Genomic DNA, 26,485 nt, shown 5'->3' on the forward strand with positions numbered 1-26,485 from the left:
GTCGCCTTATCAGGCATCACCCCCTTACCCGCGCCCCTGTCGGATCGTAAAACGGCTTCATCTGCGCTTGGGCCATGACCCTGACCCCCATCACGTCAATCTCGTACCGGCTGGCCAGAAGGTCATCCACGCTTTCGCCGGCGCAGGGGACATAGCCCATGCCCAAGGCCGCGCCGACATGGTGCCCGTATCCGCCCGAAGTCAGGTGCCCGACGACCTTGCCATCCCGCAGGACAGGTTCGTTGTGATAAAGCAGCGGCGCGGGATCAGTCAGTTTGAACTGCAACAACCGCCTCTCCAGCCCTGCGTCGCGCTTGCGCAGCACCGCGTCGCGCCCGATGAAGGCGGGCTTGTCGGTCTTGACGGCAAAGCCAAGGCCCGCCTCCAGCACATGATCTTCGCAGGTGATGTCATGGCCGAAATGGCGGAAACCCTTTTCCATCCGCGCAGCATCCATCATATGCATCCCGCACAGTTTCAGCCCCATGTCCTGCCCTGCGGCGTGCAGCACCTCGAACACATGGCCGCACATATCCGCGCTGACGTAAACCTCCCAGCCCAATTCGCCCACATAGGACACGCGATGCACACGGGCGAGCGCCATGCCGATCTCGATGTCCTGCGCGGTGCCGAAGGGGTTGTGATCGTTGGAAAAATCGTTGGGCGAGACCTTTTGCAGCAACGCACGGCTGTTCGGCCCCATGACGGCCAGCACGCCTTCGCCCGCCGTCACATCGGTGATCACAGCGGTGTAATCGCCAAGATGCCGCTGCATCCATGTCTGGTCGGCCAGCCGCGTCGCGGCAGGGGTCACGACCAGATAGGCGGTTTCCGACAGGCGGGTGACGGTCACATCCGCCTCGATTCCTGCCTTGGTATTCAGAAACTGGGTATAAACAATGCGCCCGACAGCCACATCCATCTGCGCGCCGCAAATATGGTTGAGGAAAGCGCAGGCATCGCGCCCTTCGACCCTGATCTTGCCAAAGGACGACATGTCATACATGCCGACATTACCGCGCACGGCAGCCAGTTCTGCACCCACATTGCCAAAGAAATTCTGCCGCTGCCAGGAATAGGCGTAGGCCGGGACCTGCCCCAGCGTGGCATACCAATTCGCCCTCTCCCACCCTGCCAGTTCGCCCATGACAGCGCCATGTTGCAGAAGTTGAGCGTGAAACGGCGTCCGCCTGATCCCGCGCGCGGTGGCTTTCTGGCGGTAAGGGAAATGGTCAGCATAAAGCAGGCCCAGCGTTTCCTTGGACCTCTCATACAGATAGGTCTTGTTGCCCTGAAACGGCTGCATGCGGGAAATATCGACATCGCCCAGATCAAAGGGCTTTTCGCCCGCATCCATCCATTGCGATAGCGCCATGCCAGCACCACCCGCCGACTGGATGCCGATGGAATTGAAGCCGGCGGCGACCCAGACGTTGTCCATCTCTGGCGCAAGGCCCAGATGATAGGCGTCGTCGGGTGTAAAGCTTTCCGGCCCGTTGAAGAACGTATGTATCCCCGCGCTGGCCAGCATCGGCATCCGGTTCACGGCCATCTCGAGGATCGGCTCGAAATGGTCGAAATCCTCGGGCAGTTGGTCGAATTCGAAATCCTCGGAAATGCCCGCCATGCCCCAGGGTTTCGCGTTCGGCTCGAACGCGCCCAGCATCATCTTGCCTGCGTCTTCCTTGTAATAGGCGCATTCGTCGGGCACGCGCAGCACGGGCATTTGCGTCAGGCCGGGGATCGGTTCGGACACGATATAGAAATGTTCGCAGGCATGCAGCGGGACGTTGACGCCCGCCATGCGACCCACCTGATGGCCCCACATACCTGCGCAATTCACGACCATATCGCAGGTGATCTGACCCTGCTCATCGCCGCTGGCCCAATCCACCGACGTGACGCGCCGCCCTGTGCGGTTGATCTTGGTCACTTTGGTCTGTTCGGCCACAACTGCGCCACGCATCCGCGCGCCTTTGGCTAGCGCCAGTGCGATATTGGCGGGGTCGCCTTGGCCGTCCTTTGGCAGAAAGACGCCCGCCGTCACCCCGTCGATGTTCAGATGATCATAGCGGTTCTTGACCTCGGTCGGCGAAATCTCCTCGATCTCGACGCCAAAGGCGCGCGCCATTCCGGCGGAACGGTAAAGTTCCTCGCGCCGCTCGTCCGTGAGTGCAACGGTGATCGACCCCACGCGCCGGAACCCCGTGGCGATGCCCGTTTCGGCCTCCAGCCCGCCGTAAAGCTGCTGGCTGTAATTGGCGAGCCGCGTCATGTTGGCGGTCGCCCGCAACTGCCCGATCAGCCCTGCAGCGTGCCACGTGGTGCCAGAGGTAAGTTGCTTGCGTTCCAGCAGGACGACATCCTGCCAGCCCAGTTTGGTCAGGTGATAGGCGACCGAACAGCCGATGACGCCGCCACCGATAATCACCACACGCGCATGTTTGGGCAGCATCAAATCACCTCATGTCCGGCGTCAGCGATCGCCTGCGCCAGTCGCGCGATATGGGCGGGGCCGACCTCGCAGCAGCCACCGACGATGGTGGCCCCTTGGTCGATCCAGCCCAGCGCGAAATGGGCATAGGCCTCGGGCCCAAGATCGCGGCGGGCGGACAGGGAATCCACCGTGGGTTTGTTTTTCAGGAAATCCTTGGTGATCTGCGTGAACCCGTTGGCATAGGCCCCGAACGGCAGATCGCCTTTGGCAAATGCGGCCATAGCGGCGGCCATCGCCTCTGGCGCGGAACAGTTCGCCAGCAGCGCGCTTGCGCCCTGCGCCGCCTCCAGCACATCGGCCACAGGCTCGCCCGAGCGCAGGCGGCTGCCGTCCTCGTCATCAATGGTCACCGACAGCCAGACAGGTTTGCCCAATGGCAGGGTCGCCGCCAGCACAGCACGGGCATGGGCGACGGAGGCTACGGTTTCGCAAAGCAGCAGGTCGACTCCGGGCGCAAGCAAAGTCGCCACCTCGGCATAAAGCGGGACAGCGACATCATGCGCGGGGTGGATGTCGGGCCGGTAGCTTGCGATCAGGGGCCCGATCGACCCCGCAATACGGCCTGTGCCCTGCGCCTCTTCCACGGCGGCGGCGATCAGGGCTTCGAACTGATCCTCGTATCCGGTTCCTTCCAGCCGGTCGCGGTGCACGGCATAGCTGTTGGTGGTATGCACCGTGGCCCCCGCCGCGCGGTAATCGGCATGCACCTGCGCCACCAGCCCCGGATGGTCGATCATGACCTGCGTCGACCAGAGTGGCGTCGGCGCCTCGCCTGACCGGCGGATCAGCTCCTGCCCCATCCCACCGTCAAGAAGCGTGATTTTCGTCATGGATGTACCTTTGCAAAGCGGGTTTTGTAGTGTGCGATCATCGCCTCCTCGGTCGCGCCGTCATCATAAGGCGGGGTCCAGATCAGCGCGGCTTTCGTCACCCTGATCTCGACCAGCGCACCGATGCGGCGCGCCAGATCGCCGAACAGATCGGCCCAGCGCGGCAGCAGGGTGGCGAACCTGTCGCTGCCCTTGGGGTGGATCACCGCCTGCCCTGTCACCCGCACAGCCTTGCGCGCGAAAGGGTCGATGAAATTCACCTCGACGCGCGGATCGGCGGCCAGATTGCGCCGTGTCGCGGGCGAGCGGATATCGGCAAAGGCGATGGTTTCTGGGTCCAGCACCACAAAGGTCCCCTTAGGCGACACGGCAGGCGCGCCATCCGGCGTGACGCTGGCCACGAACCCCAAGGGAAAGGTCGCGATCAGGTCCTGCATCCGCTGGTCCAGCATCACGCCCTGATCCTTGCGTTGGCAGCATCCCAGAGCGGCTGGTCCGCCTGCACCGTCGCCGCGACACGCGCGCCGTAGATGTCGATCTCGACCTTGGTGCCTGCTACCGCCAGATCGGCCCGCAACATGCCAAGGGCGATGGATTTGCCCACGCGATAGCCGAAGGCGCCAGAGGTGGCTTCACCCACAACCTGACCATCAGCCCAGATCGTGGACATGTAAGGCGCGTCGTGATCGCCTGCCTCGTCCAGCACCAATGTGGCGAACCGCTTGGTCACGCCGCGCTGTTTTTCAGCAAGCAAGGCAGGTTTGCCGACGAAATCGGGTTTGTCGAAATTGATGAAACGGTCAAGCCCGCCTTCGAGCAGGGAATAATCCGTCGACAAATCGCCTTTCCACGCGCGATAGCCTTTTTCGACCCGCAAGGCGTTCAGCGCGAACATGCCAAATGGCACGGCCCCGCCCGCAAGGATCGCGTCATAGATGGCAGGCGCATCGGCGTTGGCGCAATGCACCTCCCAACCCAGTTCGCCTGCAAAGGACACGCGCAGCAGGTTGCAAGGTTTGCCGCAGACCTCGGCATTCTGGAACGACAGCCACGGCAGTGTCAGGTCGGCATCGGTCAGCGGCGTCAGAATCTCGCGCGCCTTTGGCCCTGTGACCAGCAGGCATTCGTATTTGTCGCTGCGGTCGTGGACGGTGACACCCTCGGGCAGATCGCGCAGCAGCACATCGCGGTCGTGCCACTCGGCGACCGAGGCGGTGATCAGCCAGATCTCATCATCGCTTTGCGGGATCACCGACATTTCCGTCAGGATACGGCCCCGATCATCAGGGAAATAGGCCAGCCCCACACGCCCCGGTTTGGGCAGGGTCGAGGCGGTCAGCCGGTCCACATGCGCCCGCGCACCCGGACCTGTCACAGCCAGACGGGTGAAACCGGAAATCGCAATGACACCCGCATGGTCGCGCACGGCGGCACATTCGGCGGCGATGCGCGGCTGCCACGGACCAGCGCGGCCCCATGTCTGGGTCGCGTCCTCGGACAGAACGTCGCCGGATTTCGCGAACCAATTGGCGCGTTCCCAACCATTATAGGCGCCCATGACGCCGCCCAGCGCCTTGATCCGGTCGTGCAAGGGCGACAGGCGCTTGTCACGGCCTGCGGGCCAGGCGTGATAGGGAAAATGCATCGCATATTCATGGCCATAGGTCTCAATCGCCTTGGCGTGGCAGTAATCCTGATCGGTATAGCCTGTGTACCGGCGCGGATCGCAAGACCACATGTCCCATTCCGGCTGGCCATCGACGATCCATTCCGCCGCGACCTTGCCCGCACCACCGCCTTGGGTGATGCCAAAGGTAAAGACGCAAGCCTCAAAGGCATTCTTGACGCCCGGCATAGGGCCAAGCAGCGGCAGACCATCGGGCGCATAGGGGATTGGGCCGTTGATGACACGCCCCACCCCTGCGGTGCCAAGGATCGGGACGCGGGCCATCGCATCCTCGATATACCATTCCAGACGGTCCAAATCGTCGGGGTAAAGCTGGAAACTGAAATCATCGGGCTGCGGATCATCGGGTGTCACCCAATGCGCACGGCAATTGCGCTCGTAGGGGCCGAGGTTGAGGCCGTTCTTGTCCTGCCGCAGGTAATAGCTGCTGTCCACATCGCGCAGCAAAGGCACCTTGCGGCCGTTGGCGGCGGTCCATTCGGCCAGCGCGGGGATTTCATCGGTCAGGAAATACTGGTGCGACATGGTCACCATCGGCACGGTACGCCCGCCATAAGGCTTGAACCATTCGCCGACGCGCTGGGCGTAATAGCCTGCGGCATTCACCACCTTTTCGCAGGCGATATCGCCCTTGTCGGTATGCACAATCCAGCCATCGGGCGTCTGCGTCACACCTGTCGCAGGACAGAACCGTTCGATGCGCGCGCCCATCTGCCGCGCGCCCTTGGCCAGTGCTTGGGTCAACTGCGCGGGATCGATATCGCCATCGTCGGGATCATAAAGCGCGCCCGCCAGATCATGCGTTTCAAGGAACGGATAGGCCGCCTGCGCCTCCTCGGGCGTCATCAGCGCAAGGTTCAAGCCTTGGTAATTCCCCATTGCGCGGGCACGGGCGAATTCCTGCATCCGCTCCTTGGAATGCGCCAGCCGGATTGATCCCGTGACGTGGTAATTCATCGGATAATCGACCTCGGCCGCCAACCGTTTATAAAGCGACAGCGAATACCGCTGCATGTTCATCACCGCCCATGACGTGCTGAAGGACGGACAATTGCCTGCCGCATGCCATGTGGACCCCGCCGTAAGTTCGTTCTTTTCCAGCAAAACGCAATCGGTCCAGCCTTTCTTGGCCAGATGGTACAGCGTCGAAACCCCAACCACGCCACCACCGATGATGACCACACGGGCCGAAGTCAGAAAATCGGACATGAACGCTGCCTTTCTAATACACAGGCGGAGAGATCACCCAGATGATCTCGCAGGTTTCGGGATAGGGATTGGCCCAACGGAACAGATCGCCGCGCAGCCGGAAACTGTCGCCAGCATTCAGATGGAACAACGTGCCATCGATCCACAGATCGAAGCGTCCGGCCACGACAAAGCCCACCTCCTGCGTCGGGCGGCTGACGGCATGGTCTAGCTGCGCACCGGGGGTAAAGCGGGAATGGATCACCTCGAAATCATCGGTCAGATCGGGCGACAGCAAGCCTTCGGTCAGGCCGGGGTTGCGGTTGCCGATCGGGCGGCGATTGTCCGCGCGCACGATCCTGCCTGCCTCTTGCCCGCCACCCAAAGCCAGCAGACTTGTCGTGGCCACATCAAGCACCCGCGCAAGTGCTGCGATATCATCGACGCTGGCACTCGACATGTCCCGTTCGACCTGGCTCAGCCAACCGACCGACCTGCCGACACGTTCCGCCAAGGCGGTCAGCGTCAGCCCGCGCGCCTTGCGCAGGGCGCGCAGATCGGCCCCTTGCAGGTCAAACGGAGAGGAGGCGTGAAAATCTTCCATCAATTTTCACGCTAGGGGGTTTTCACCCGTCTGCATCCCCCGTTTGCGCCAGAAAAGCGCCGGTCCCCGACATCTTCCGAGCCAAAATATCCCCGCCGGAGGCTTGGCGCGGCCTTGGCCGCGACAAATGCCTCAGCGTGCAAACACGCTGTGCAGGATATCGGTCAGGGCATCGGCATCGGCTTGGGTAAAGGCATCTGGCTGGTCGCTGTCGATGTCGAACACGCCGATCAGCGCGCCATTGGCATCGAAAACCGGCAGGACGATCTCCGACCGTGTGCTGCTGGCACAGGCGATATGGCCGGGAAAGGCATCGACATCGGGCACCAGCTGCACCTTGCCCGTGCGCGCCGCCGCACCGCAGACGCCGCGCGCAAACGGGATCACAAGGCAGCCATGCCCACCCTGATAGGGCCCGATCTTGAGAAGTTCGGGTGCGACCACGCGGTAAAACCCTGTCCAGTCGAACCGGTCGTCGCTGTGGTGAACCTCGCAGGCGACTGTGGCCATCAAGGCCACGCTGTCGGCTTCGCCCTCGGTCAGGGCCGCGATGGTTTTGTGCAATGTAGGGTAATCGACGCGCATTATGTGTCCTGATTTGATGTTTCAGGGGGTTTTCCACCCCCCATGCCTGCGGCATGTCCCCCGGAGGATATTTGAGCTCGAACGATGATGTCAGGGGCGTTCGATGGCAATCGCCGTGCCTTCGCCGCCGCCGATGCAGATGGCGGCAATGCCGCGCCGCAACCCGCGGGTTTCCAGCGCGTTCAGCAAGGTCACGATGATCCGCGCACCCGACGCCCCGATGGGATGGCCCAAAGCGCAGGCGCCGCCGTTCACGTTGACCTTGTCGCGGGGAATATTCATCTCGCGCATAAAGGCCATGGGGACCACGGCGAAGGCTTCGTTCACTTCCCACAGATCGACGTCATCAGTGGACCAGCCAAGGCGCGCCAGCAGTTTTTGCGCGGCAGGCACCGGGGCGGTGGTGAACAGACCGGGCGCTTGCGCATGGCTGGCATGGCCCATGATCCGCGCGCGGATGGTGGTGGCGCGGTCGGCCCGCGCCACCACAAGGGCGGCGGCTCCGTCGGAAATGCTCGACGCATTGGCTGCTGTCACCGTGCCACCGTCGCGGAAGGCGGGTTTGAGGGTCGGGATCTTTTCGGGCCGCGCCTTGGCGGGTTGTTCGTCGGCGGTGATCCTGACCTCGCCTGCGCGGGTTTTCAGCGTCATGGGCGTGATTTCGCCCTCGAATGCGCCGCTGTCTTGGGCCGCCAGCGCGTTCGAGAGCGATTGCAGCGCATAATCGTCCTGTGCAGCGCGGGTGAATTGATAGGTCGTGGCGCAATCTTCGGCGAATGTGCCCATCAGGCGGCCTTTGTCATAGGCGTCTTCCAGCCCGTCAAGGAACATGCTGTCGATGACCTGCGCGTGCCCGATCCGCGCGCCGCCGCGCATTTTGGGCATCAGGTACGGGGCGTTGGTCATGCTTTCCATGCCGCCCGCGATCATCACATCGGCACCACCTGCGGCGATCTGGTCATAGGCCATCATCGCGGCCTTCATGCCGGACCCGCACATCTTGTTAAGCGTGGTGGCAGGCACCTCTTCACCGAGGCCGCCCAAAAAAGCGGCCTGTCGTGCCGGGGCTTGCCCCAACCCCGCAGGCAGGACGCAACCCATCAGTACCTCGTCCACCGTGGCGACACCTGCGTTGTCCAGCGCCGCGCGGATCGCGGCACCGCCCAACGTAGGCGCGTCGACATCGGCGAAAACGCCTTGAAAGCCGCCCATCGCCGTCCGCGCAGCCCCGGTGATCACGACATCCTGCATAGGTGAACCTTTCCTTGATTGCCCCGAAACTATGCCCGCAGGGTCCAAAGGAAAACCCCCCAGTTTGCCGTTGCAGCCGCCCGCGATTGTCGTAGGGTCGCCACTGTATCGCAGGGGAGGACAGCAGATGCGCGATTTCCACAAACCGGGCCGGTCGGCCGTTTACGCCACCAACGGCATGTGCGCCACGTCCCATCCGCTGGCGGCCAAGGTCGCCGTGCAGATGCTGGAATCAGGCGGCAATGCCATGGATGCGGCCATCGCGGGGGCGGTGCTGCTGGGGATTTGCGAACCGCAGATGACCGGCATCGGCGGTGATTGCTTTGTGCTTTTCACCCCGCCCGGCGAAGACCGCGTGCTGGCGCTGAACGGGTCGGGCCGCGCGCCTGCGGGCATCGACGCGGGGGCCCTGCGCGCCAAGGGGCCGGTGATCGCCCCCTATACTGCCGATGCCGTCAGCGTGCCGGGGGCGGTCGATGCCTTTTGCCGTTTGTCCAAGGACTGGGGCAAGCTGGGGCTGAAGGCCGTGCTCGCCCCCGCGATCCATTATGCCGAAACGGGTGTGCCTGTGGCGGAACGTGTCGCGTCCGACTGGGCCAAGGCCGATGGCAACCTGTCGGGCACAGCGCGCGATCTGTTCCTGCTGGACGGCAAGCCGCCGCGCCCCGGTCAGGTCTTTGCCGCCCCCCGTCAGGCAGAGGCCTTGCGCCGCGTCGCGCTGGAAGGCCGCGCAGGTTTCTACGAAGGCGAGGTGGCCGAGGATATGGTCGCCGCCCTGCGTGCGCAGGGTGGTACCCATACGCTGGAGGATTTTGCTGCCACCGCCTGCGATTACACCGATCCGATCACGGGCGGTTATGGTGGGCTGGAGCTGTGCGAGCATCCGCCGAACGGGCAAGGCGCCACCGCGATCTTGCTGCTCAATATCCTCAAACAGTTCGACATCGCCGCGATGGACCCGTGGGGGGCCGAGCGCGCGCATATCGAGGCCGAGGCGACCAAGCTTGCCTATGACACACGCAACCGTTTCATGGCCGATCCCGATTACATGACGCGGCTGGATTTCATGACTTCGCCCGACACGGCGGCAAAGCTAGCGGCGCTGATCGACCCCAAACGCGCCCTGCCTGCCGGATTGCCGGGGGCAGAGGCGGTGCATAAGGACACGATCTATATCACCGTCGTCGACAAGGACCGGATGGCCGTGTCGCTGATCTATTCGGTGTTCCATTCCTTCGGGTCGGGCATCGCGTCGGACAAGTTCGGCATCCTGTTCCACAACCGTGGCGCGGGCTTTACGCTGGAACAGGGGCACCCGAACGAGGTGGGCGGCGGCAAACGCCCGATGCACACGATCATTCCGGCGATGCTGAAAAAGGACGGCAAGGTCATGATGCCCTTCGGCGTTATGGGCGGGCAGTATCAGGCGACGGGCCATGCGCGGTTCGTGTCGAACGTCACCGATTTCGGGATGTCGCCACAGGCCGCGATGGATGCACCGCGCAGCTTTGCCGAAGGCGATGTGTTGCAGGTCGAGAACGGCTATAGCGATGCTGTCAAATCCGAGCTGGGCGCGATGGGCCACAACGTCCAGACAGCCGACACCGCGATTGGCGGATCACAGGCGATCCTGATTCATGCGGATGGCGTGCTCGAAGGGGGCAGCGACCCGCGCAAGGATGGCTGCGCGCTTGGCTACTGATTGGCGGGGGCGGTCAGCCTGACTTGCGCAAGCTGCGCAGGAACAGGCCCAGACCGCCCACCAGCAGGATCAGGATGACCAGCAGATCGAACACGCTGAGCCGCGCGAATTGCACGGTCGTATTCGCGATCACGCCAAAGACCAGCGCGATCAGCGACGCCCCTGCGATGATCCAGCCCAACCAGCTTTTGGCGTTGTAGAAAATCAGCCCGATGCCGAACATCAGCGGGATCAGGATCATGCCCGATGTCACCGGCATGCCGCCAACGCCGAAGATGCGGCCGCCCAGACTTGGGCGCACGACGATGCCGTTCAGCAGCAGGTAGCCGCCGCCGATCATCATGATCAGACCCACCAGAAACTGTGTGGTTCCGCCGTCACTGCCGCCTGCACCCATCACACTTGCACCCCTTGTTGCGGTTCTGGCCGATGTAGGCAACGCGATGCCCGATTGCCAGTGTTCTGGCGCAAGTTATGTCAGCGCGCGCAGATCGCCCATCAGTTCGGTCAGAAGCTTGATATACATCTCGCCGGTCAGCTTACCGTTCTCGTCGAACTCCTTGGACGAATTGGCGACCAGCACCTCTGGCCCCTGCAGGATATGCGGGCGGAACGGCATCATCGCCAAACGCAGCGAAAACTGCGACCGCTCGCCCCCTGCCCGCCCGCCAGTGGCCGACATGATCGCCAGCGGCTTGTTCTTCCAGACGCCACCCTTGGTGCGGCTGACCCAGTCGAGCGCGTTTTTCAGCGCCCCTGATATCGCCTTGTTGTATTCGGGTGTCGAAATGATCACCGCATCGGCGGCGGCAATCTGGTCGGCAAGAGTCTGGACGGCGGCGGGGATACCCTCGGCCTCTTCCAGATCACCGTCATACAGCGGAAAGCGGATGTTGCCTTCGACAAAGGTGTCGGGGCCAAAAATTTCGGCCGCGTTGCGCATCAGCATGGTGTTAGTCGAAGCCTTGCGCAGCGACCCCGATATTCCCAGAAGTGTCGTCATCTGTCCGTCTTTCCTTGTTCGGGGCTGAACCTAACCCGAATGTGCGATTGAACAACCCGTGGCTTTCGCACATGATCTGCGCGAACTGGCAAGGACGACAATCATGCAACGGCACGGCGGAAAAATACTCAGCGATCAACTCGAAAAGCTGGGTGTGAGACGGGTGTTTTCGGTGCCGGGCGAAAGCTTTCTGGCCGCTCTCGACGGGCTTTACGACAGCGGTATCGCCAATATCGTCTGCCGACAGGAAGGTGGCGCCGCGATGATGGCCGAAGCCTATGGCAAGATGACCGGCCAGCCCGGCGTGTGTTTCGTCACGCGCGGACCGGGGGCGACAAATGCCAGCGCGGGCATCCATATTGCGATGCAGGACAGCACCCCGATGGTGCTGTTCGTGGGCCAGATCGACAACCGCCACACCGACCGCGAGACCTTTCAGGAGGTGGATTACAAGGCCATGTTCGGCCCCATCGCCAAATGGGTCGCCCAGATCGACGACACCGACCGGCTGCCCGAATACATCGGGCGCGCGTTCCGCGTGGCGATGTCGGGCCGGCCCGGCCCTGTCGTGCTTGCCCTGCCCGAAAACATGCTGAGCGATGTGGCCGATGTGCCCGATATCCGGCTGGGCGCGGTGCATGAGGCGCAGATGCCCAGCGAGGCGACACAAGCCATCCTGCACGCGCTGGGACAGGCCGAACGCCCGCTGGTGGTGGTGGGTGGGCCGCATTGGAACGCACAGGCGCAGACCAACCTGCAGGCTTTCGCCGAACAGCAGCAACTGCCTGTCGCGGTCGGTTTCCGCCGGCAGGATTACATCGACAACCACCACGGCTGCTATGCGGGTGACCTGAACGTCGGGATCAATCCGCGCCTTGCTGCGCGTGTGCGCGAAGCGGACCTGCTACTGCTGATCGGCACCCGTTTCGGCGATATCGAAACGCAGGGCTACACCTTGGTCGATCCTGCCGCCCCGCAGAAAACCATCATCCACATTCATGCCGACGCGAACGAGATCGGGCGCGTCTATGCCCCCGAGATCGGCGTAGTGGCGACCGCCCCCGCCGCCCTTCGCGCGCTGGTCGCGGCAAGCCCTGTCGGTGACTGGTCCAACTGGACCGCCGCCGCGCGCGCCGATTACGACGCATGGATCAGCTCGCAAGAAAGCCCCGGCGCGCTGAAACAGGAACAGGTCATCAAATGGCTGTCCGACCATCTGCCCGACGATGCGATCCTGACCAACGGCGCAGGCAATTACGCGGCATGGCTGCACCGCTATTTCGTCTACAAGAAACACGGCACCCAGCTGGCACCCACATCGGGGTCGATGGGATACGGCTTTCCGGCGGCGATTTCGGCGTCGCTGGAATATCCCGACCGGACGGTGGTCTGTTTGGCGGGGGATGGCTGTTTCCAGATGACCTGCAACGAATTGTCCACCGCTGCGCAACACGGGGCGACACCGATCGTCGTGGTGATGGACAACGGCCGCTACGGCACGATCCGCATGCATCAGGAAAAGCATTATCCGGGGCGGGTGTCGGGCACGATGCTGGCCAACCCCGATTTCGCCGCCCTCGCCCGCGCCTATGGCGGCTATGGCGAGACGGTCACGACCTCGGCCGATTTCGTCGCGGCGTTCGGCCGCGCGCAGGCCGCAGGGACGTTCGCGATCATCGCCTGCAAGGTGGATGAAGAAGCGCTGAGCACAGGCGCCACGCTGAGCGCGGTCAGGGCGGCGGCACTGGCGCGGTAAGGACCATCACACAAGAGGGCAGCCCCCGAGCCTGGGGTGGGGGTAAAGCCCCCTCCCCGGGGGGAGGGTCGGGGGCTGCCCGGCGCTGCAGGGCGGGACCACCAAACCTACCGCGACAACCCGCCATGCAGCGTCGGCACGTCCAGCGCGGCAAAGCCGTAATGCCGCAGCCAGCGCAGGTCGGAATCAAAGAACGCCCGCAGATCGGGGATGCCGTATTTCAGCATCGCGATGCGGTCGATGCCCATGCCAAAGGCAAAGCCCTGCCACTGGGTCGGGTCCACGCCTGCCGCTTGCAGCACCTTGGGGTGCACCATGCCGGAGCCGAGGATTTCGAGCCAATCGTCGCCTTCGCCCACTTTCAGCGTGCCGCCTTCCCAGGAACAGCGGATATCCACCTCTGCCGAGGGTTCGGTGAAGGGGAAATGCGACGCGCGGAAGCGGATATCGACGTGGTCCACCTCGAAATAGGATTTCACGAATTCTTCCAGCACCCATTTCAGGTTGGCCATGGAGATGTCTTTGTCGATGGCGAGCCCTTCGACCTGATGGAACATCGGGGTGTGGGTCTGGTCGTAATCGGCGCGGTAGACGCGACCGGGGCAGATGATGCGGGTGGGGGCGCCTGACGCCTCCATGCTACGGATCTGCACGGGGCTGGTGTGGGTGCGCAGCACATGGGGCGGGCGGTTATCGCCCTGCGCGCGGTGGGTGTAGAACGTGTCCATTTCCGCCCGCGCGGGGTGGTGGCCGGGGATGTTCAGTGCGTCGAAATTGTACCAATCCGATTCGATCTGCGGCCCTTCGGCGACGCTGAAACCCATATCGGCAAAGATAGCGGTGACTTCTTCCGTCACTTGGCTGATCGGGTGGATCGTCCCCTGACGGCGGGGGCGCGATGGCAGGGTCACGTCGAGCCATTCGCCGCGCAGCCGCGCATCAAGGGCGGCATCGCCGAGGGCGGCCTTTTTGGCGGCCAAGGCGCTGTTGATCTCGTCCTTCAGCGCGTTCAGCGCGGGGCCGGCGGTCTGGCGTTCCTCGGGCGTCATTTTGCCGAGTTCGCGCATCTGCAGACTGATCTCGCCCTTCTTGCCAAGGGCACTGACCCGCAGGTCTTCAATCGCGGCCTCGTCACCGGCAGCGGCAATCAGGGAAAGGTATTTGGCTTTCAGGTCGTCCATGTCGCGCCTCTTGATCTGGTTGTGCAGGGGTTAGCGAAAGGGCGGGGTTCGCGCAAGGTGGGTGGGGGGGCCGCAGGTAGAATGTGCAATGGCAGTCCGGAGGCCAAAAAAAACCAATAATGCGTTATTCAGGAACGACTGCTAAGCTAACGCGTTGCAAAATGACTTGCGCAACTAGACCGTTTGTTAGAATAGTTGCCACCAGTAGCAATTTTGGCTTTTACTGCAATAGCTGTGTTAAATCTTTGGGAGACATATATGCTGTTTGGGCGAAGTAAGCCAAAGGAGGTTTTCACACCACGCGCTCCGCGCGTCAATCAAAAAATGTATATTTCAAGGTTTGAACAAGAGCGAGCGATGAAGCGAGCTTTGGACAGCAATTATTGCATTGTGATTTACGGTGACAGTGGATGTGGAAAATCTTGGCTCTATAGAAAAGTCTTTGCAGACCTTGGAGTAAGTTTTTCAGTATTGGATTTGGGGACGTGTCAAGATCAAGATGACGTTGATTTAATACTTCTCGACAGAATTGCTAGGTTGGAAGAATTTGAAATACAAGAAAAAGAAGAAGAGCGGGAGTTAGACATTCGGCCGATGCGAGCAGGTGTTCGTGAAAAAAAATCCTTAAGCTACAAGCGCAACGTAAGCTCACCGTTTAAAAGAATGTGCACACTGATGCGTAGCGAAAAAAACTTTACGCGCGGAGTGATCGTTTTTGAAAATGTCGAGCACATCATAGATAAACCAAATCTCATATCATTTATCCAGTCAAAAATTATGGAAATTGACAATAACGACGAAGCGAATGGTGATATCTCCATTGCTGTTGTTGGTGTTCCGTTCGAGTTATCAAAAATACTGTCTGAGGGTAATCACTATCAAACAATATCTAACCGGATCTATGAAATTCCTGAAATGGGTCAACTGGAGCCAGACCAAGCTGAGGAATTCATGAAGCGTGGCTTTATCGAGTTACTCAAACTTAAATTCAGTTACGACTTTGATCTATGCCTTCGTGCGATTGCCACTGCTACAAACCGGGTCCCTCAGTACTTACACGATGTATGTCTACTTGCTTCGCTTGCTGCAGAGGAAGCCGACGGAGAAATAAATCAAGAGCTGGTCGAAAAAGCTATTGTTGATTGGGTGGTGTCGTCTGACAAAAGCGCCTTCACCTTGATTGATAGCATCGTTTCATCAGACAAATCGAGCGGTCGGCTAAAGTCTAAGGTTCTTTTCTGCTTGGCTCAAATTGAAGATCCATACTTTAGTAAGGACGACATAACAGCACTTTTAGAGAAGTTTTTTCCTCGATACTGTGACACGGTTAAGCCAGCCACAAAGCGAACACTTTCGAGTCTATCAAAAATTAGCACTGGCATATTGAAGGCTAGCAAAGATGGAAACCATTTTCAGATCAGAACTCCGGCTATACGTGGAGCGCTGCGGTCGTCGCTGACGCTGCAGCAGGACGACGAAGAAGTAAAAGTAAGGAGATTGAAGCACTCCGGGCTGGCTTTTGATGAGAATTATCCAAAATCGATTCAGTGGTAGTATTTGACTAGCTAAAGGACTGTTGGGAAGTTGGTTGTATCATATTTTGCAACGTCTTTGGGTAGTTGAGTCTGTCCATTCGCAAAAAAAGAAGCAGAAACTGGAGCAGCTACAGAAAATTTGGGCTTTTCCCCACAAAGCGTACCATTTCCTGCGCTGGACATCCGCCCCCAACGCAAAAGGCCGCCCCATCACAGGGCGGCCTTTCCTCATTCCGTCGCAGCAAACCTTAAGCAGGCATCGCCGCTTTCGCCTGACCAACAATCGTCGCGAACGCTTCGGGTTCGTTCACGGCCAGATCGGCCAGAACCTTGCGGTCGACTTCGATACCGGCCAGTGCCAGACCGTTGATGAACTTGGAGTAGTTCAGTGTCTCGTCCACCGAACGCACACCGGCGTTGATCCGCTGGATCCACAAAGCGCGGAAGTTGCGCTTGCGATTGTGCCGGTCGCGGGTGGCATATTGGTTGGCTTTGTCGACGGCCTGCTTGGCGACCTTGAAGGTCTTGGACCGGCGATCATAATAGCCTTTTGCCGCATCAAGAACTTTCTTGTGACGACGATGGGTAACGGTTCCGCCTTTAACGCGCATATCTCAAATCCCTCTAATCAACGTGCGTAAGGCATCATCGGCTTGATGATACCTTCGTCTTGCTTGCTCAATGTGGACGTGCCACGAGCGTTACGGAGGAATTTGTTCGTGCGCTTGATCATGCCGTGGCGCTTTCCGGCTTGGCCCGCCAGAATGCGGCCGGTGGCCGTCACTTTGAACCGCTTTTTGCAGCTCGATTTCGTTTTCATCTTCGGCATTTCCGTCTCCTCTTAAGGTCGGTCTAACGCGCGACTCGGCATGCCATACTGGCCGGACGCGCGGGTGAAGGCTGCCCTATAGGACGCTACGGCCCAAGGCGCAAGCCTGTTCAGTTGATATAACGGCCGATCACGGCGACGATCACCTCGTCCACCGTTCCGGCCGTATAGACACCGGGGTTTTCCTGCATCGCATAGAACATGGCCCCGCCACCCAGCAGGAACATCAGCACCGCCTTGCGTGGCCAGCGCCTGTCAGCATAGGCGCTGACAAGCATCGGTATCCCGAACACCACCACGACCAGTCCGGTCACGAAAATCAGATCAAAGTCCACGAAAGCTGTCCTTGTCGTTCCCGTCGGACCTTATTCCGTTTCGGAGGCGTAAATCAAACGCTCCTCGCAGGGGGCGACGCGCAGGATATTGGTGGAGCCCGGCGTGTTGAACGGCACGCCTGCGGTGACGACGACCATATCCTCTTTCGTGGCCATGCCCTGCGCCAGAGCCGCACGGACCGCCGCGACAACGGCATCCTTGAAGCGGTTGACCTCGCCGGTGATGACGCAATTGGTGCCCCATGACAGGCACAGCCGCCGCGCAGTGCGGATATGGCTGGTCAGCGCGATGATCGGCACACGCGGGCGTTCGCGCGCCACCAGAAGGGCAGTGGTGCCCGATTGCGAGAAACAGCAGATCGCCTTGATATCGGTCGTCTCCGCGATCTCGCGCGCGGCGGCGACGATGCCGTCGGCGACCGAATTGCGCACGGCGCGGCGCGAGGCTTCGATGATCTCGGTATAGGTGGGGTCGGCTTCGACCTCGGTGGCGACATTGTTCATCGTCGTCACTGCCTCGATCGGATAGGACCCTGCTGCCGATTCCGCCGACAGCATAATCGCATCGGCGCCTTCATAGATCGCGGTCGCGACATCGGACACTTCGGCGCGGGTCGGCATCGGGCTTTCGATCATGGATTCGAGCATCTGTGTCGCCACGATCACAGGCTTGGCCGCTGCACGGCATTTGCGCACCAGCTGTTTCTGAATCGGCGGCACGTTCTGCACGGGCAGTTCGACGCCCAGATCGCCACGCGCAACCATGATCCCGTCGCTGACGGCAAGAATGTCGTCGAAATTCTTGACCGCTGCAGGCTTTTCGATCTTGGACAGGATCGCGGCACGACCTTTGGCCAACACGCGCGCCTCGTCCACGTCGGCGGGGCGTTGCACGAAGGACAGCGCCAGCCAGTCCACGCCCAGCTCGCAGACGAATTCCAGATCCTTGCGGTCCTTGTCCGACAGCGCGGCCAGCGGCAGCACCACGTCCGGCACGTTCACGCCCTTGCGGTTGGAAATGGTGCCGCCGACGATGACCTCGCAATCGGCAAAGGTCGCGCCGCAATCCTTGACGCGCAGCTTGATCTTGCCGTCATTGACCAGCAGATGCGCACCGGGTTCCAGCGCGTCGAAAATCTCGGTGTGCGGCAGGCAGACGCGGTTCACATCGCCTTCCGCCTTGTCGAGATCAAGCCGGAACGCGGCACCGGGCACCAGTTCTTCCTCGCCATTAGCAAAGACGCCGACGCGCAGTTTCGGCCCCTGCAAATCCGCCAGAATGGCGATCGGGCTGTCGAGATCTTTTTCCACCTGCCGGATGATGGCGTGCCGCTTGCGGATTTCCTCGTGGTCGCCATGCGACATGTTCAGGCGGAACACATCGGCGCCCGCTTCGTGCAAGGCGCGGATCATCGCGTAATCGTTGGAAGCGGGGCCAAGCGTGGCGACGATCTTGACGTTGCGGTGGCGTTTCATAATCAATCCCTTTGGTAATGTCCGTTAGCGGTAACGGCGGCCTTTGCGCCCTTATTGCGCAATTCCCTTCCGCCGACAACTAGCCTAAATGCAGTGACATGAGAATGACACACCCAGCCTATGAGATCGAGGGCGCGGACCGGCCCGGCCGGTGGCTTGTGACCTGCGACCACGCGACCAACCATGTGCCCGATTGGGTGCAGGGCGGCGATCTGGGCCTGCCCGCTGCCGACATGGGCCGCCACATCGCCTATGACATCGGGGCGGCGGGGGTGACGCGGCATCTGGCGGCGCTGCTGGACAGTCCCGCGATCCTGTCGTGCTTTTCGCGGCTGGTAATCGACCCCAACCGGGGCGAGGATGACCCGACCCTGCTGATGCGCCTGTACGACGGCACGATCATTCCGGGCAACCGCCATGCGGGACCGCAGGACCTGACCGAACGGCTGGACCGTCTGTACCGGCCCTATCACACCGCCTATGCCGATCTGGCGGCAAAGATGCAGCGCCCGGTGATCTGCGCGATCCACAGCTTCACCCCCCGCCTGCGGTCGCGCGCGCCGCGCCCTTGGGAGGTTGGCGTGCTGTTCGCCCATGACGACCGGCTGGCCAAGCCCTTCATCGCCGCCTGCCGCGCTGAAGGTTGGTGCACGGGCGAGAATGAACCCTATGCAGGCCACCTGCCCGGGGATGCGATTGACCGGCACGCCTTGCAACATGGCCGCCCCAATGTCTTGATCGAATTACGCCAGGACCTGATCGCGGATGAGGCGGGGCAGATGGCTTGGGCCGACCGGCTTGCGCCGATCCTGCAAAATGTCCTGAACGACAGCCAGCTATGAAGGAGCACGACATGGACGACCAGACACGCATTGAGCTAGAGGCCGCCGCATTCCGCCGCCTGCGCCAGCATCTGCAGGACGACCGCGCGGATGTGCAGAACATCGACATGATGAACCTTGCAGGCTTTTGCCGGAACTGCCTGTCCCGCTGGTATCAGGAAGCCGCGAACGCACGCGGGATTCCCATGACCAAGGACGAAGGCCGCGAGGCGTTTTATGGCATGCCCTATGACGACTGGCGCGCCCAGCACCAGACCGAGGCGAGCCCCGCCGCACAAGAGGCGTTCAAGGAATCCCATGATTGATCCCGTCGCCCTGACCGCCGATCTGGTCCGCTGCCCGTCCGTCACGCCCGTCGAAGGCGGCGCGCTAGTATTGCTCGAAGACGTGCTGACCAAGGGGGGCTTCACCTGCACCCGCGTCGACCGTGGCGGCGTGTCCAACCTTTTCGCGCGTTGGGGGCGGCAGGGCGCGAACCGGACCTTCGGGTTCAATGGCCATACCGATGTCGTGCCACTTGGCGACGAGGCGGCTTGGACCGTGCCGCCGTTCGGTGCAGTCATCAAGGACGGCTATCTTTACGGGCGCGGGGCGACGGATATGAAATCCGGCGTCGCGGCCTTCGCCGCCGCCGCGATTGATTTCGTGGCGGACACGCCGCCCGACGGCGCGATCATTCTGGCGATCACGGGGGATGAGGAAGGAGACGCGCTTGACGGCACGACCGCCTTGCTCGACTGGATGGGCCAGAACAACGAAGCGATGTCGGTCTGTCTGGTGGGCGAACCCACCTGCCCCGATATCATGGGCGAGGCGATGAAGATCGGGCGGCGCGGGTCACTGAACGCGACCTTTACCGTGACCGGCGTGCAGGGCCATTCCGCCTATCCGCACCGCGCAAAGAACCCTCTGCCCGCGGTGGCGCGGCTGGTGGATATTCTGGCCAGTCACGCGCTTGACCAAGGCACTGTGCATTTCGACCCCTCGACCCTTGCGGTGGTGACGATTGATACCGGCAATGCGGCCACCAACGTAGTCCCCGCGCAGACCCGCGCAGGCGTGAATATCCGCTTCAACGACCTGCATTCGGGCGCAAGCCTGACGGACTGGATGCAAGGCGTCGCCGATAAAGTCGCCGCCGATTTCGGTGTGCGGATCGCGATGCAGGTCAAGGTGTCGGGCGAAAGTTTCATCACCCCGCCCGGTGAACTGTCTGATCTGGTGGGCCGCGCGGTGCAGGCCGAAACAGGCCGCGATCCTGTATTGTCCACCTCGGGCGGCACATCGGATGCGCGCTTCGTGCAGCACCATTGCCCCGTCGTCGAATTCGGGCTTGTGGGCAAAACCATGCATCAGGTCGATGAACGGGTCGCGGTGGACCAGATCGTGCAGCTCAAGGCGATCTACGGGCGGATCTTGCGTGATTATTTTGCGTAAGGCACATTTGAATACACCTTATCTGTAAATGTGATGACGCCCTGTCCGTGCCATGCTAGGGCAGCGGCATGACACAGATCCCTTCCAAATCCGAAATCCTCGCGTGGATATCCGACAACCCCACCCAGACCGCCAAGCGTGACATCGCCAAGGCCTTCGGGATCAAGGGGGCGGCGCGGATCGACCTCAAGCGCGTTCTCAAGGAACTGGAAGAGGCGGGCAAGCTGACAAAGCGCCGGTCGTCCTATCGCGATGTAGAAGATCTGCCGCCCGTCGCCGTGCTGGAAATCATGGCGCCCGATGCGGATGGCGATCTGTTCGCGCGACCGCTGGAATGGACGGGCCAAGGACCGGAACCGCGTGTGCTGATGCTGTTGCGTTCGAGCGATCCGGCTTTGGGCGCGGGCGACCGCATTCTGGGCCGCCTGACGGTCGACAAGACCGAAGAGCACAGCCACACCGCGCGCATGATCCGCCGGATCGGCACCAATCCGATGCGGATATTGGGCGTGTTCCGTGCCGGATCAGAGGGTGGCCGCGTGCTGCCCATCGACAAGGGTGCGGACAAGCAATGGGTCGTCGCTGCCGGTGCCACGGGTGGTGCCAAGGATGGCGAACTGGTCGAGGCCGAACAGGCGGGCCCCAAAGGTCGCCTTGGCTTGCCCAAGGCCCGCATCGTCGCGCGACTGGGTGATCCAACGGCGCCGCGCGCGGTATCGCTGATCGCGATCCACCAGCATGGCATTCCCGACCATTTCCCCGATGATGCCGTGGCCGAGGCCGACGCGGCCGAACCCGTCGGCGTCAAAGGTCGCAAGGACCTGCGCGACCTGCCCTTGATCACCATCGACCCATGGGATGCGCGCGACCATGACGACGCCTGCTATGTCGAGGTGGACCCCGACCCCAAGAACGACGGTGGTTTCATCATCTGGGTCGCCATCGCGGATGTCGCGGCTTACGTCCGGCCCAATACCGCGCTGGACCATGAGGCGCGCAAGCGTGGCAATTCCACCTATTTCCCCGACCGTGTGGTGCCGATGCTGCCGGACCGGTTGTCGGGCGATCTGTGTTCCCTGCACGAAGGCGTGGACCGCGCCTGTATCGCTGTCGCCATGCGGATCGACGCCCATGGGCAGAAGATCGGGCATGAATTCCATCGCGGGCTGATGAAATCAGTGGCCTCGCTCAACTACGAAGAAGTGCAGGACGCGATCGACGGGCAGCTGAATGACAAGACGGCACCCTTGATCGACGATATCCTGCGCCCGATCTATGCCGCCTATGCAGCACTTGTCAAAGCCCGCGCGCAGCGCCAGCCCTTGGAACTGGACCTGCCCGAACGCCAGATCGTGCTGGATGACGATGGCAAGGTCACATCGGTGCAATTCAAGGAACGGCTGGATGCGCACCGGCTGATCGAGGAGTTTATGGTGCTGGCCAATGTCGCCGCCGCCGAGACGCTGATTGCCAAGAAATCGCCCTTGCTGTTCCGCGTGCATGAGGAACCGAACCCCGACAAGCTGGACGCCCTGCGCGAAGTGGTGCAGGCGTCGGGGCTGGTGCTGGCCAAAGGGCAGGTGCTGAAAACGGCGCATCTGAACCGGCTGTTGCTGGCCGCGCGCGAGACAGAACAATCCGAACTCATCAACATGGCGACACTGCGGTCGATGACGCAAGCCTATTACAGCCCCGACAATTTCGGGCATTTCGGGCTGGCCTTGCGGTCTTACGCGCATTTCACATCGCCCATTCGCCGCTACTCCGACCTGATCGTGCACCGCGCGCTGATCGCCGCGCATGGCTGGGGCAAGGACGGGCTGTTGCCTTGGGATGTCGAGAACCTTGGCGATACCGCGCAAAAGATCTCCGACACCGAACGCCGGTCGATGGCCGCCGAACGCGACACGACCGACCGCTATCTGGCGGCCTTTCTGTCCGACCGGATCGGGGTCGAAATGGGCGGGCGGATCAGCGGGATCGCGAAATTCGGGGTCTTTGTGAAACTGGACGAAACCGGTGCTGATGGGATGATCCCGATCCGCACGCTGGGGCGCGAATATTTCCATTACGATCCCGACAGCCAGACGCTGATGGGGTCCGACACCGGCACGCTGATCCGGCTGGGCCAGCGTGTCACAGTGAAACTGATCGAGGCGGCCCCCGTGACCGGCGGGCTGATCGTGGAATTGCTGACGCTGGATGAACGGACCATGCCGCGCGGTCCGGGTGTGGCGCGTGGCAAGCCTGCCCGCCGCAAACAGGCCGGCGCCAAGGCCAAGGCGGTCAAGATCGCCCGCAAGGCCAAGCGCAGCCGCAAGTAAGAACTTCTATGCCTCCGGCGGGAGTATTTTTGGAAAAAAGAAGTCAGGGCGGCAGAAAGCTGCCCTGCGACGCGCTGTGACGTGTCGCCTTGCGCAAAATCCTGTATCCTTGGGGAAAACAAACGAGGGCAGAGATGAATCGCAGGCATTTTTTCGCGCTGGCAGGCAGCGCCGTGATCGCAGGACAGACGGCGCGGGCCGATGCAGGGACTTTTGCCAACTGGCTGGCGGGCTTTCGCGGGCGCGCAGCGGCGGCGGGGGTGAGCGACGTAACCTTCACAGCGGCATTCGCGCAGGCGCAGTATTTGCCCGATAGTATCGAGCGGGACCGCAATCAGGCCGAATTCGTACGGCCTTTCGGGGATTACATGGCTTCGGCCGTGTCCGACACGCGGATCAGCACGGGGCGGGCCAAGCTGGCGGAGCTTGCCCCGCTCTTCACCGCGATCGAGGCGCGTTTCGGAGTGGAACCGCAGGTTGTCGCGGCAATCTGGGGTATGGAAAGCAATTTCGGCGCGAACCGTGGCACTGTCCCGCTGATCTCGACGCTGGCGACGCTGGCCCATGACGGCAGGCGGGGGGCATTCTTTGAAGAACAGCTGATTGCCGCCCTGCTGATCCTGCAGCGCGGCGACACGACACCCGACCGCATGACCGGATCATGGGCGGGGGCGATGGGACATACGCAGTTCATTCCCACGTCCTATCAGGCTTATGCCGTCGATTTTACCGGCGACGGGCGCCGCGACATCTGGAGCGACGATCCGAGCGATGCGCTGGCCAGTGCCGCGGCCTATCTGCGCGCCTTTGACTGGACACGCGGGCAGCCTTGGGGTGTCGAGGTGATCTTGCCGCAGGGGTTCGACTATACCCAGACCGGACGGCGCGTCAGCCAGAGCACGGCGGAGTGGGCGCGGATCGGTGTCATCGGGGCCGACGGGCGCGCCGTGCCGGACCACGGGCTTGCCACGCTGACCACGCCGACGGGGGCGAATGGCCCGGCGTTCCTGCTGTTTTCCAATTACAGCGTGATCGGCCGCTACAACAATGCCGAGGCCTATATCTTCGGCGTCGGGCATCTGGCGGACAGGTTGCGCGGGGCTGGCCCTTTCACCCGCCCCTGGCCTGCCGACGACCAGCCTTTGCGCAGCGCAGAGCGGCGCGAGTTGCAGGAACGGCTGACGCAGGCTGGGTTCGATACCGGCGGTGTGGATGGCCGGATCGGGCCCAATACGCGCGGCGCGATCATGGGGTTCCAGCGCAGCCGGGGTCTTGTGCCGGACGGGCATCCGTCAGTCGGTTTGCTGCAAATGCTCCGCTGAACAGGCGCCATCCTGCAGGCAGGTCGTGAGGGCTGCGATCATCTCGGGCGTGGGGTCGTAAAAGACCTGCCCGCCACAGGGACCGACAAAGACATCAATTGCATCCGTGTCGCCTGCGGCAAAGATCACCGCCTCCTGCCCGCTGCTGGCAGTGCCGCACCACGGCCCTGCGCAAGTGATTTGCAAGGTGGCAGGGATGGTCATGACCGCGCTTTCGCCTGTTGTGATCAGTTCCGTGCCGGTGAATGTCGCGTCAATCGGCGCGGGCGCAGGTGTCGGCTCGGTTTCGATGAAGGCGGGCAAGGTGCTGGTGTCGAAATCCAGCGTCCCGTGCAGCAGGATGAAACCTTCGCTTTCCGCAGTCATCGCAGAGAAGGTCGTGACCGCATCAGTGGGCAGGCAGGAGAGCGCCTGCACCGGTGATCCCACCACCGCCAGTGCGACGGCTGGCGTAAAGAGCGCGCGCATCAGAATTTGCCTGCAAATTCGGCCAGCACGCGTTCATAGACCGTGCGTTTGAACGGCACGATCCCCGCGACGAGATCAGCAGGCGGCACCCATTTCCAGGCGGAAAATTCGGGGTGGTCGGTTTGCAGGTTGATCTGGCTGTCCTGCCCGTGAAACCGCATCAAGAACCATTTCTGTTCCTGCCCGCGATACCGGCCTTTCCAGATATGCGGCACCAGTTCGACCGGCAGGTCATAGGGGATCAGCCCTGCCGTTTCAGCCTCGACACTGACAAGGTTGGGGGTGATGCCGGTTTCTTCTTCCAGCTCGCGCAGGGCGGCGGTGCGGGTGCTTTCGCCCTTGTCCACACCGCCTTGGGGCATTTGCCAGGCGTCAGTGTCGCGATCAAGACGCTGGCCCACGAAGACATGGCCGCGCGGATTGATCAGCATGACGCCGACGCAGGGCCGATAGGGAAGATTGGCGATTTCGTCGGTGGTCATGAAAGGGCCTTGGTGTTTCATGGGCTGCTCCTGTTTCTTTGACCAGAGATAGCCACAAGGTCCAGCGGTTATGCGATAACAAGCCGTGTTTCGTGCCGGATACGGGCGGCGATCCAGCGCAGATGGGTCCGGTCAAGCCCGATGCAGCCCGCGGTGGGCCGCCCCTTGCCGCGCCATTGGTGGATGAAAATCGCCGACCCCCGCCCCTTGACCGCATAGGGCCAGTTCCAGTCGGTCAGTATGATGAGGTCATACATCGGATCGGCGCGGCGCAGGCGTTCGTGGCCAAAGGGGTGCGGCGCGCGCACCATCATGTTGTAGTCGGGGTCGCGGATATCATCGGACCACAGATCACCGGGCTTGATCGGCAGCGCCCAATCCGCAGGCCGCGCCATCCGGTCGGGGCGGTAGAGCATGCCGACAAGCCGGTGCGTGCCAATGGGGGTGGCGCCATCGCCTTCCTTCTTGCGTTTGCTCAAACCACCGCGCCCGATGGTGCAGGGGAAACGGCGGTTGAGGAACCGCAGGTGTGTGGGGGTCAGGACGAGGTCGGTAGGTTTCATGGGGTGAGGGATAGCGGGCGGCGGCGAGGGTGTCAGTAGAAATGTGCTGTTGAAGTGAGGCTGCTTTAGCCCTCTTTTACGTATGCTGCATGATGCATCGACGTCCGCTATCGCCGTCGATGCAAAGACCTTCAATAACTGTTTGGGTTTTGAGCGAACTATGTGGCAACATAAGTTAAGTCGTTTAGCGGACATACAAGCAGAAGCGTTTCTGTGAAAAAGATTACTAATCGACAAGCCAAACTTGAGGTCAGTTGAAACCTTGATTTACACATGTCCAAGAGGGAACTTACAGCATGGGGCCTTTTGTATGACAGCTAGTCAAATCATCATTACTTTGGTTTTTGTGATTTTAGCGATCACCGTGGTCCTGACGATAGCACGTAGGCGTTACAAAAAAGCGCACGCTCCGCGCCAGACGCACACTGCACATTGTCCAGGTCCTGGATATGACCGAGGTGCAATCGCGAGGAGCGCCACGTCAGGATTCATGACTGACCATAGCAACAGCCATTCGCCGTAAAAATTTCGCACCCTCTCGGTTGAATTTGAAACTCTAAAAGCCGCCGGTTGTTGGACGGTGTACCT

General features: G+C 61.6%; 25 protein-coding genes. 8 read left to right on the forward strand and 17 right to left on the reverse strand.

All coding sequences use genetic code 11. The features are described from left to right. Positions 1–16 precede the first annotated feature (16 nt). The 7 genes from VCK47_RS08550 to VCK47_RS08580 all read right to left on the reverse strand — a co-directional run bounded on the left by VCK47_RS08550 (position 17) and on the right by VCK47_RS08580 (position 8,642). Positions 17–2,455: an FAD-dependent oxidoreductase gene (locus VCK47_RS08550; RefSeq protein ID WP_322891982.1), complete on the reverse strand. Its 2,439-nt coding sequence runs from the start codon at positions 2,453–2,455 to the stop codon at positions 17–19. Next, positions 2,455–3,327 (reverse strand): homocysteine S-methyltransferase family protein, encoded by an 873-nt coding sequence (locus VCK47_RS08555; protein ID WP_322891983.1) that lies wholly within the window; start codon positions 3,325–3,327, stop codon positions 2,455–2,457. The genes VCK47_RS08550 and VCK47_RS08555 overlap by 1 nt, the downstream gene beginning before the upstream one ends. Beyond that, entirely contained in the window at positions 3,324–3,779 is a 456-nt protein-coding gene (locus VCK47_RS08560) for a pyridoxamine 5'-phosphate oxidase family protein (protein WP_322892027.1), read from the reverse strand. Before VCK47_RS08560 ends, VCK47_RS08555 begins: the two co-directional genes overlap by 4 nt. Further along, positions 3,779–6,223 carry an FAD-dependent oxidoreductase gene (locus VCK47_RS08565; RefSeq protein WP_322891984.1) on the reverse strand — a complete coding sequence of 815 codons (2,445 nt, stop codon included), beginning with the start codon at positions 6,221–6,223 and terminating at the stop codon, positions 3,779–3,781. Before VCK47_RS08565 ends, VCK47_RS08560 begins: the two co-directional genes overlap by 1 nt. Positions 6,224–6,236: 13 nt before the next feature. Next, a complete protein-coding gene (locus VCK47_RS08570; RefSeq protein WP_322891985.1) occupies positions 6,237–6,806 on the reverse strand; it encodes an XRE family transcriptional regulator in 570 nt (189 codons plus the stop codon). Positions 6,807–6,938: 132 nt separating this feature from the next. After that, entirely contained in the window at positions 6,939–7,391 is a 453-nt protein-coding gene (locus VCK47_RS08575) for a GAF domain-containing protein (protein ID WP_322891986.1), read from the reverse strand. A gap of 90 nt (positions 7,392–7,481) precedes the next feature. Further along, complete coding sequence (locus VCK47_RS08580; RefSeq protein WP_322891987.1) at positions 7,482–8,642, reverse strand: acetyl-CoA C-acyltransferase; 1,161 nt, start codon at positions 8,640–8,642, stop codon at positions 7,482–7,484. Positions 8,643–8,769: 127 nt separating this feature from the next. Here VCK47_RS08580 and VCK47_RS08585 point away from each other — a divergent pair, with 127 nt between their 5' ends. After that, entirely contained in the window at positions 8,770–10,344 is a 1,575-nt protein-coding gene (locus tag VCK47_RS08585; protein WP_322891988.1) for a gamma-glutamyltransferase family protein, read from the forward strand. 13 nt (positions 10,345–10,357) lie between these two features. Here the strand turns inward: VCK47_RS08585 and VCK47_RS08590 are convergent, their stop codons facing one another. After that, the gene (locus VCK47_RS08590; RefSeq protein WP_322892028.1) at positions 10,358–10,741 is read right to left on the reverse strand and encodes a hypothetical protein; all 384 of its coding nucleotides are present in this window, start codon (positions 10,739–10,741) and stop codon (positions 10,358–10,360) included. Positions 10,742–10,816: 75 nt separating this feature from the next. Further along, a complete protein-coding gene (locus tag VCK47_RS08595) occupies positions 10,817–11,347 on the reverse strand; it encodes an NAD(P)H-dependent oxidoreductase (protein WP_322891989.1) in 531 nt (176 codons plus the stop codon). 103 nt (positions 11,348–11,450) lie between these two features. Between VCK47_RS08595 and VCK47_RS08600 the strand changes: the two genes are divergently transcribed. Continuing rightward, complete coding sequence (locus VCK47_RS08600) at positions 11,451–13,103, forward strand: thiamine pyrophosphate-binding protein (protein WP_322891990.1); 1,653 nt, start codon at positions 11,451–11,453, stop codon at positions 13,101–13,103. A gap of 107 nt (positions 13,104–13,210) precedes the next feature. On the opposite strand, the gene pheS is transcribed toward VCK47_RS08600, so the two are convergent. Next, entirely contained in the window at positions 13,211–14,284 is a 1,074-nt protein-coding gene (gene pheS, locus VCK47_RS08605) for a phenylalanine--tRNA ligase subunit alpha (RefSeq protein ID WP_322891991.1), read from the reverse strand. 213 nt (positions 14,285–14,497) lie between these two features. On the opposite strand from pheS, the gene VCK47_RS08610 reads away from it, so the two are divergent. Continuing rightward, a complete protein-coding gene (locus VCK47_RS08610) occupies positions 14,498–15,838 on the forward strand; it encodes an AAA family ATPase (protein ID WP_322891992.1) in 1,341 nt (446 codons plus the stop codon). Between the two features lie 229 nt (positions 15,839–16,067). On the opposite strand, the gene rplT is transcribed toward VCK47_RS08610, so the two are convergent. The 4 genes from rplT to pyk form a co-directional block, all read right to left on the reverse strand. Next, the gene (rplT, locus tag VCK47_RS08615; protein WP_322891993.1) at positions 16,068–16,430 is read right to left on the reverse strand and encodes a 50S ribosomal protein L20; all 363 of its coding nucleotides are present in this window, start codon (positions 16,428–16,430) and stop codon (positions 16,068–16,070) included. 17 nt (positions 16,431–16,447) lie between these two features. Next, positions 16,448–16,648, reverse strand: a complete 201-nt coding sequence (gene rpmI / locus VCK47_RS08620; RefSeq protein WP_322891994.1) for a 50S ribosomal protein L35 — start codon at positions 16,646–16,648, stop codon at positions 16,448–16,450. A gap of 110 nt (positions 16,649–16,758) precedes the next feature. Next, on the reverse strand, positions 16,759–16,983 hold the full coding sequence (locus VCK47_RS08625) for a hypothetical protein (RefSeq protein ID WP_322891995.1): 225 nt from the start codon (positions 16,981–16,983) through the stop codon (positions 16,759–16,761). A gap of 30 nt (positions 16,984–17,013) precedes the next feature. After that, positions 17,014–18,459 carry a pyruvate kinase gene (gene pyk, locus VCK47_RS08630; RefSeq protein WP_322891996.1) on the reverse strand — a complete coding sequence of 482 codons (1,446 nt, stop codon included), beginning with the start codon at positions 18,457–18,459 and terminating at the stop codon, positions 17,014–17,016. 104 nt (positions 18,460–18,563) lie between these two features. On the opposite strand from pyk, the gene VCK47_RS08635 reads away from it, so the two are divergent. The 5 genes from VCK47_RS08635 to VCK47_RS08655 all read left to right on the forward strand — a co-directional run bounded on the left by VCK47_RS08635 (position 18,564) and on the right by VCK47_RS08655 (position 24,384). After that, on the forward strand, positions 18,564–19,301 hold the full coding sequence (locus VCK47_RS08635; protein WP_322891997.1) for an N-formylglutamate amidohydrolase: 738 nt from the start codon (positions 18,564–18,566) through the stop codon (positions 19,299–19,301). An 11-nt stretch (positions 19,302–19,312) separates the two neighbouring features. After that, entirely contained in the window at positions 19,313–19,606 is a 294-nt protein-coding gene (locus VCK47_RS08640) for a DUF1244 domain-containing protein (protein WP_322891998.1), read from the forward strand. Beyond that, positions 19,599–20,738 carry a succinyl-diaminopimelate desuccinylase gene (gene dapE / locus VCK47_RS08645; RefSeq protein WP_322891999.1) on the forward strand — a complete coding sequence of 380 codons (1,140 nt, stop codon included), beginning with the start codon at positions 19,599–19,601 and terminating at the stop codon, positions 20,736–20,738. Before VCK47_RS08640 ends, dapE begins: the two co-directional genes overlap by 8 nt. A gap of 68 nt (positions 20,739–20,806) precedes the next feature. Then, a complete protein-coding gene (rnr, locus tag VCK47_RS08650) occupies positions 20,807–23,062 on the forward strand; it encodes a ribonuclease R (RefSeq protein WP_322892000.1) in 2,256 nt (751 codons plus the stop codon). 134 nt (positions 23,063–23,196) lie between these two features. Then, positions 23,197–24,384: a lytic murein transglycosylase gene (locus tag VCK47_RS08655; protein WP_322892001.1), complete on the forward strand. Its 1,188-nt coding sequence runs from the start codon at positions 23,197–23,199 to the stop codon at positions 24,382–24,384. On the opposite strand, the gene VCK47_RS08660 is transcribed toward VCK47_RS08655, so the two are convergent. The 3 genes from VCK47_RS08660 to VCK47_RS08670 all read right to left on the reverse strand — a co-directional run bounded on the left by VCK47_RS08660 (position 24,355) and on the right by VCK47_RS08670 (position 25,897). Then, complete coding sequence (locus VCK47_RS08660) at positions 24,355–24,852, reverse strand: hypothetical protein (RefSeq protein ID WP_322892002.1); 498 nt, start codon at positions 24,850–24,852, stop codon at positions 24,355–24,357. The two genes, VCK47_RS08655 and VCK47_RS08660, sit on opposite strands and share 30 nt — an antisense overlap. Next, positions 24,852–25,334 carry an RNA pyrophosphohydrolase gene (locus VCK47_RS08665; protein WP_322892029.1) on the reverse strand — a complete coding sequence of 161 codons (483 nt, stop codon included), beginning with the start codon at positions 25,332–25,334 and terminating at the stop codon, positions 24,852–24,854. The genes VCK47_RS08660 and VCK47_RS08665 overlap by 1 nt, the downstream gene beginning before the upstream one ends. Positions 25,335–25,402: 68 nt before the next feature. Then, positions 25,403–25,897, reverse strand: a complete 495-nt coding sequence (locus tag VCK47_RS08670) for a L,D-transpeptidase family protein (protein WP_322892003.1) — start codon at positions 25,895–25,897, stop codon at positions 25,403–25,405. Positions 25,898–26,485: the final 588 nt, after the last annotated feature.

Origin of the sequence: Yoonia sp. 72, from assembly GCF_034652275.1 — a bacterium.
Classification (GTDB): Bacteria; Pseudomonadota; Alphaproteobacteria; order Rhodobacterales; family Rhodobacteraceae; genus Yoonia.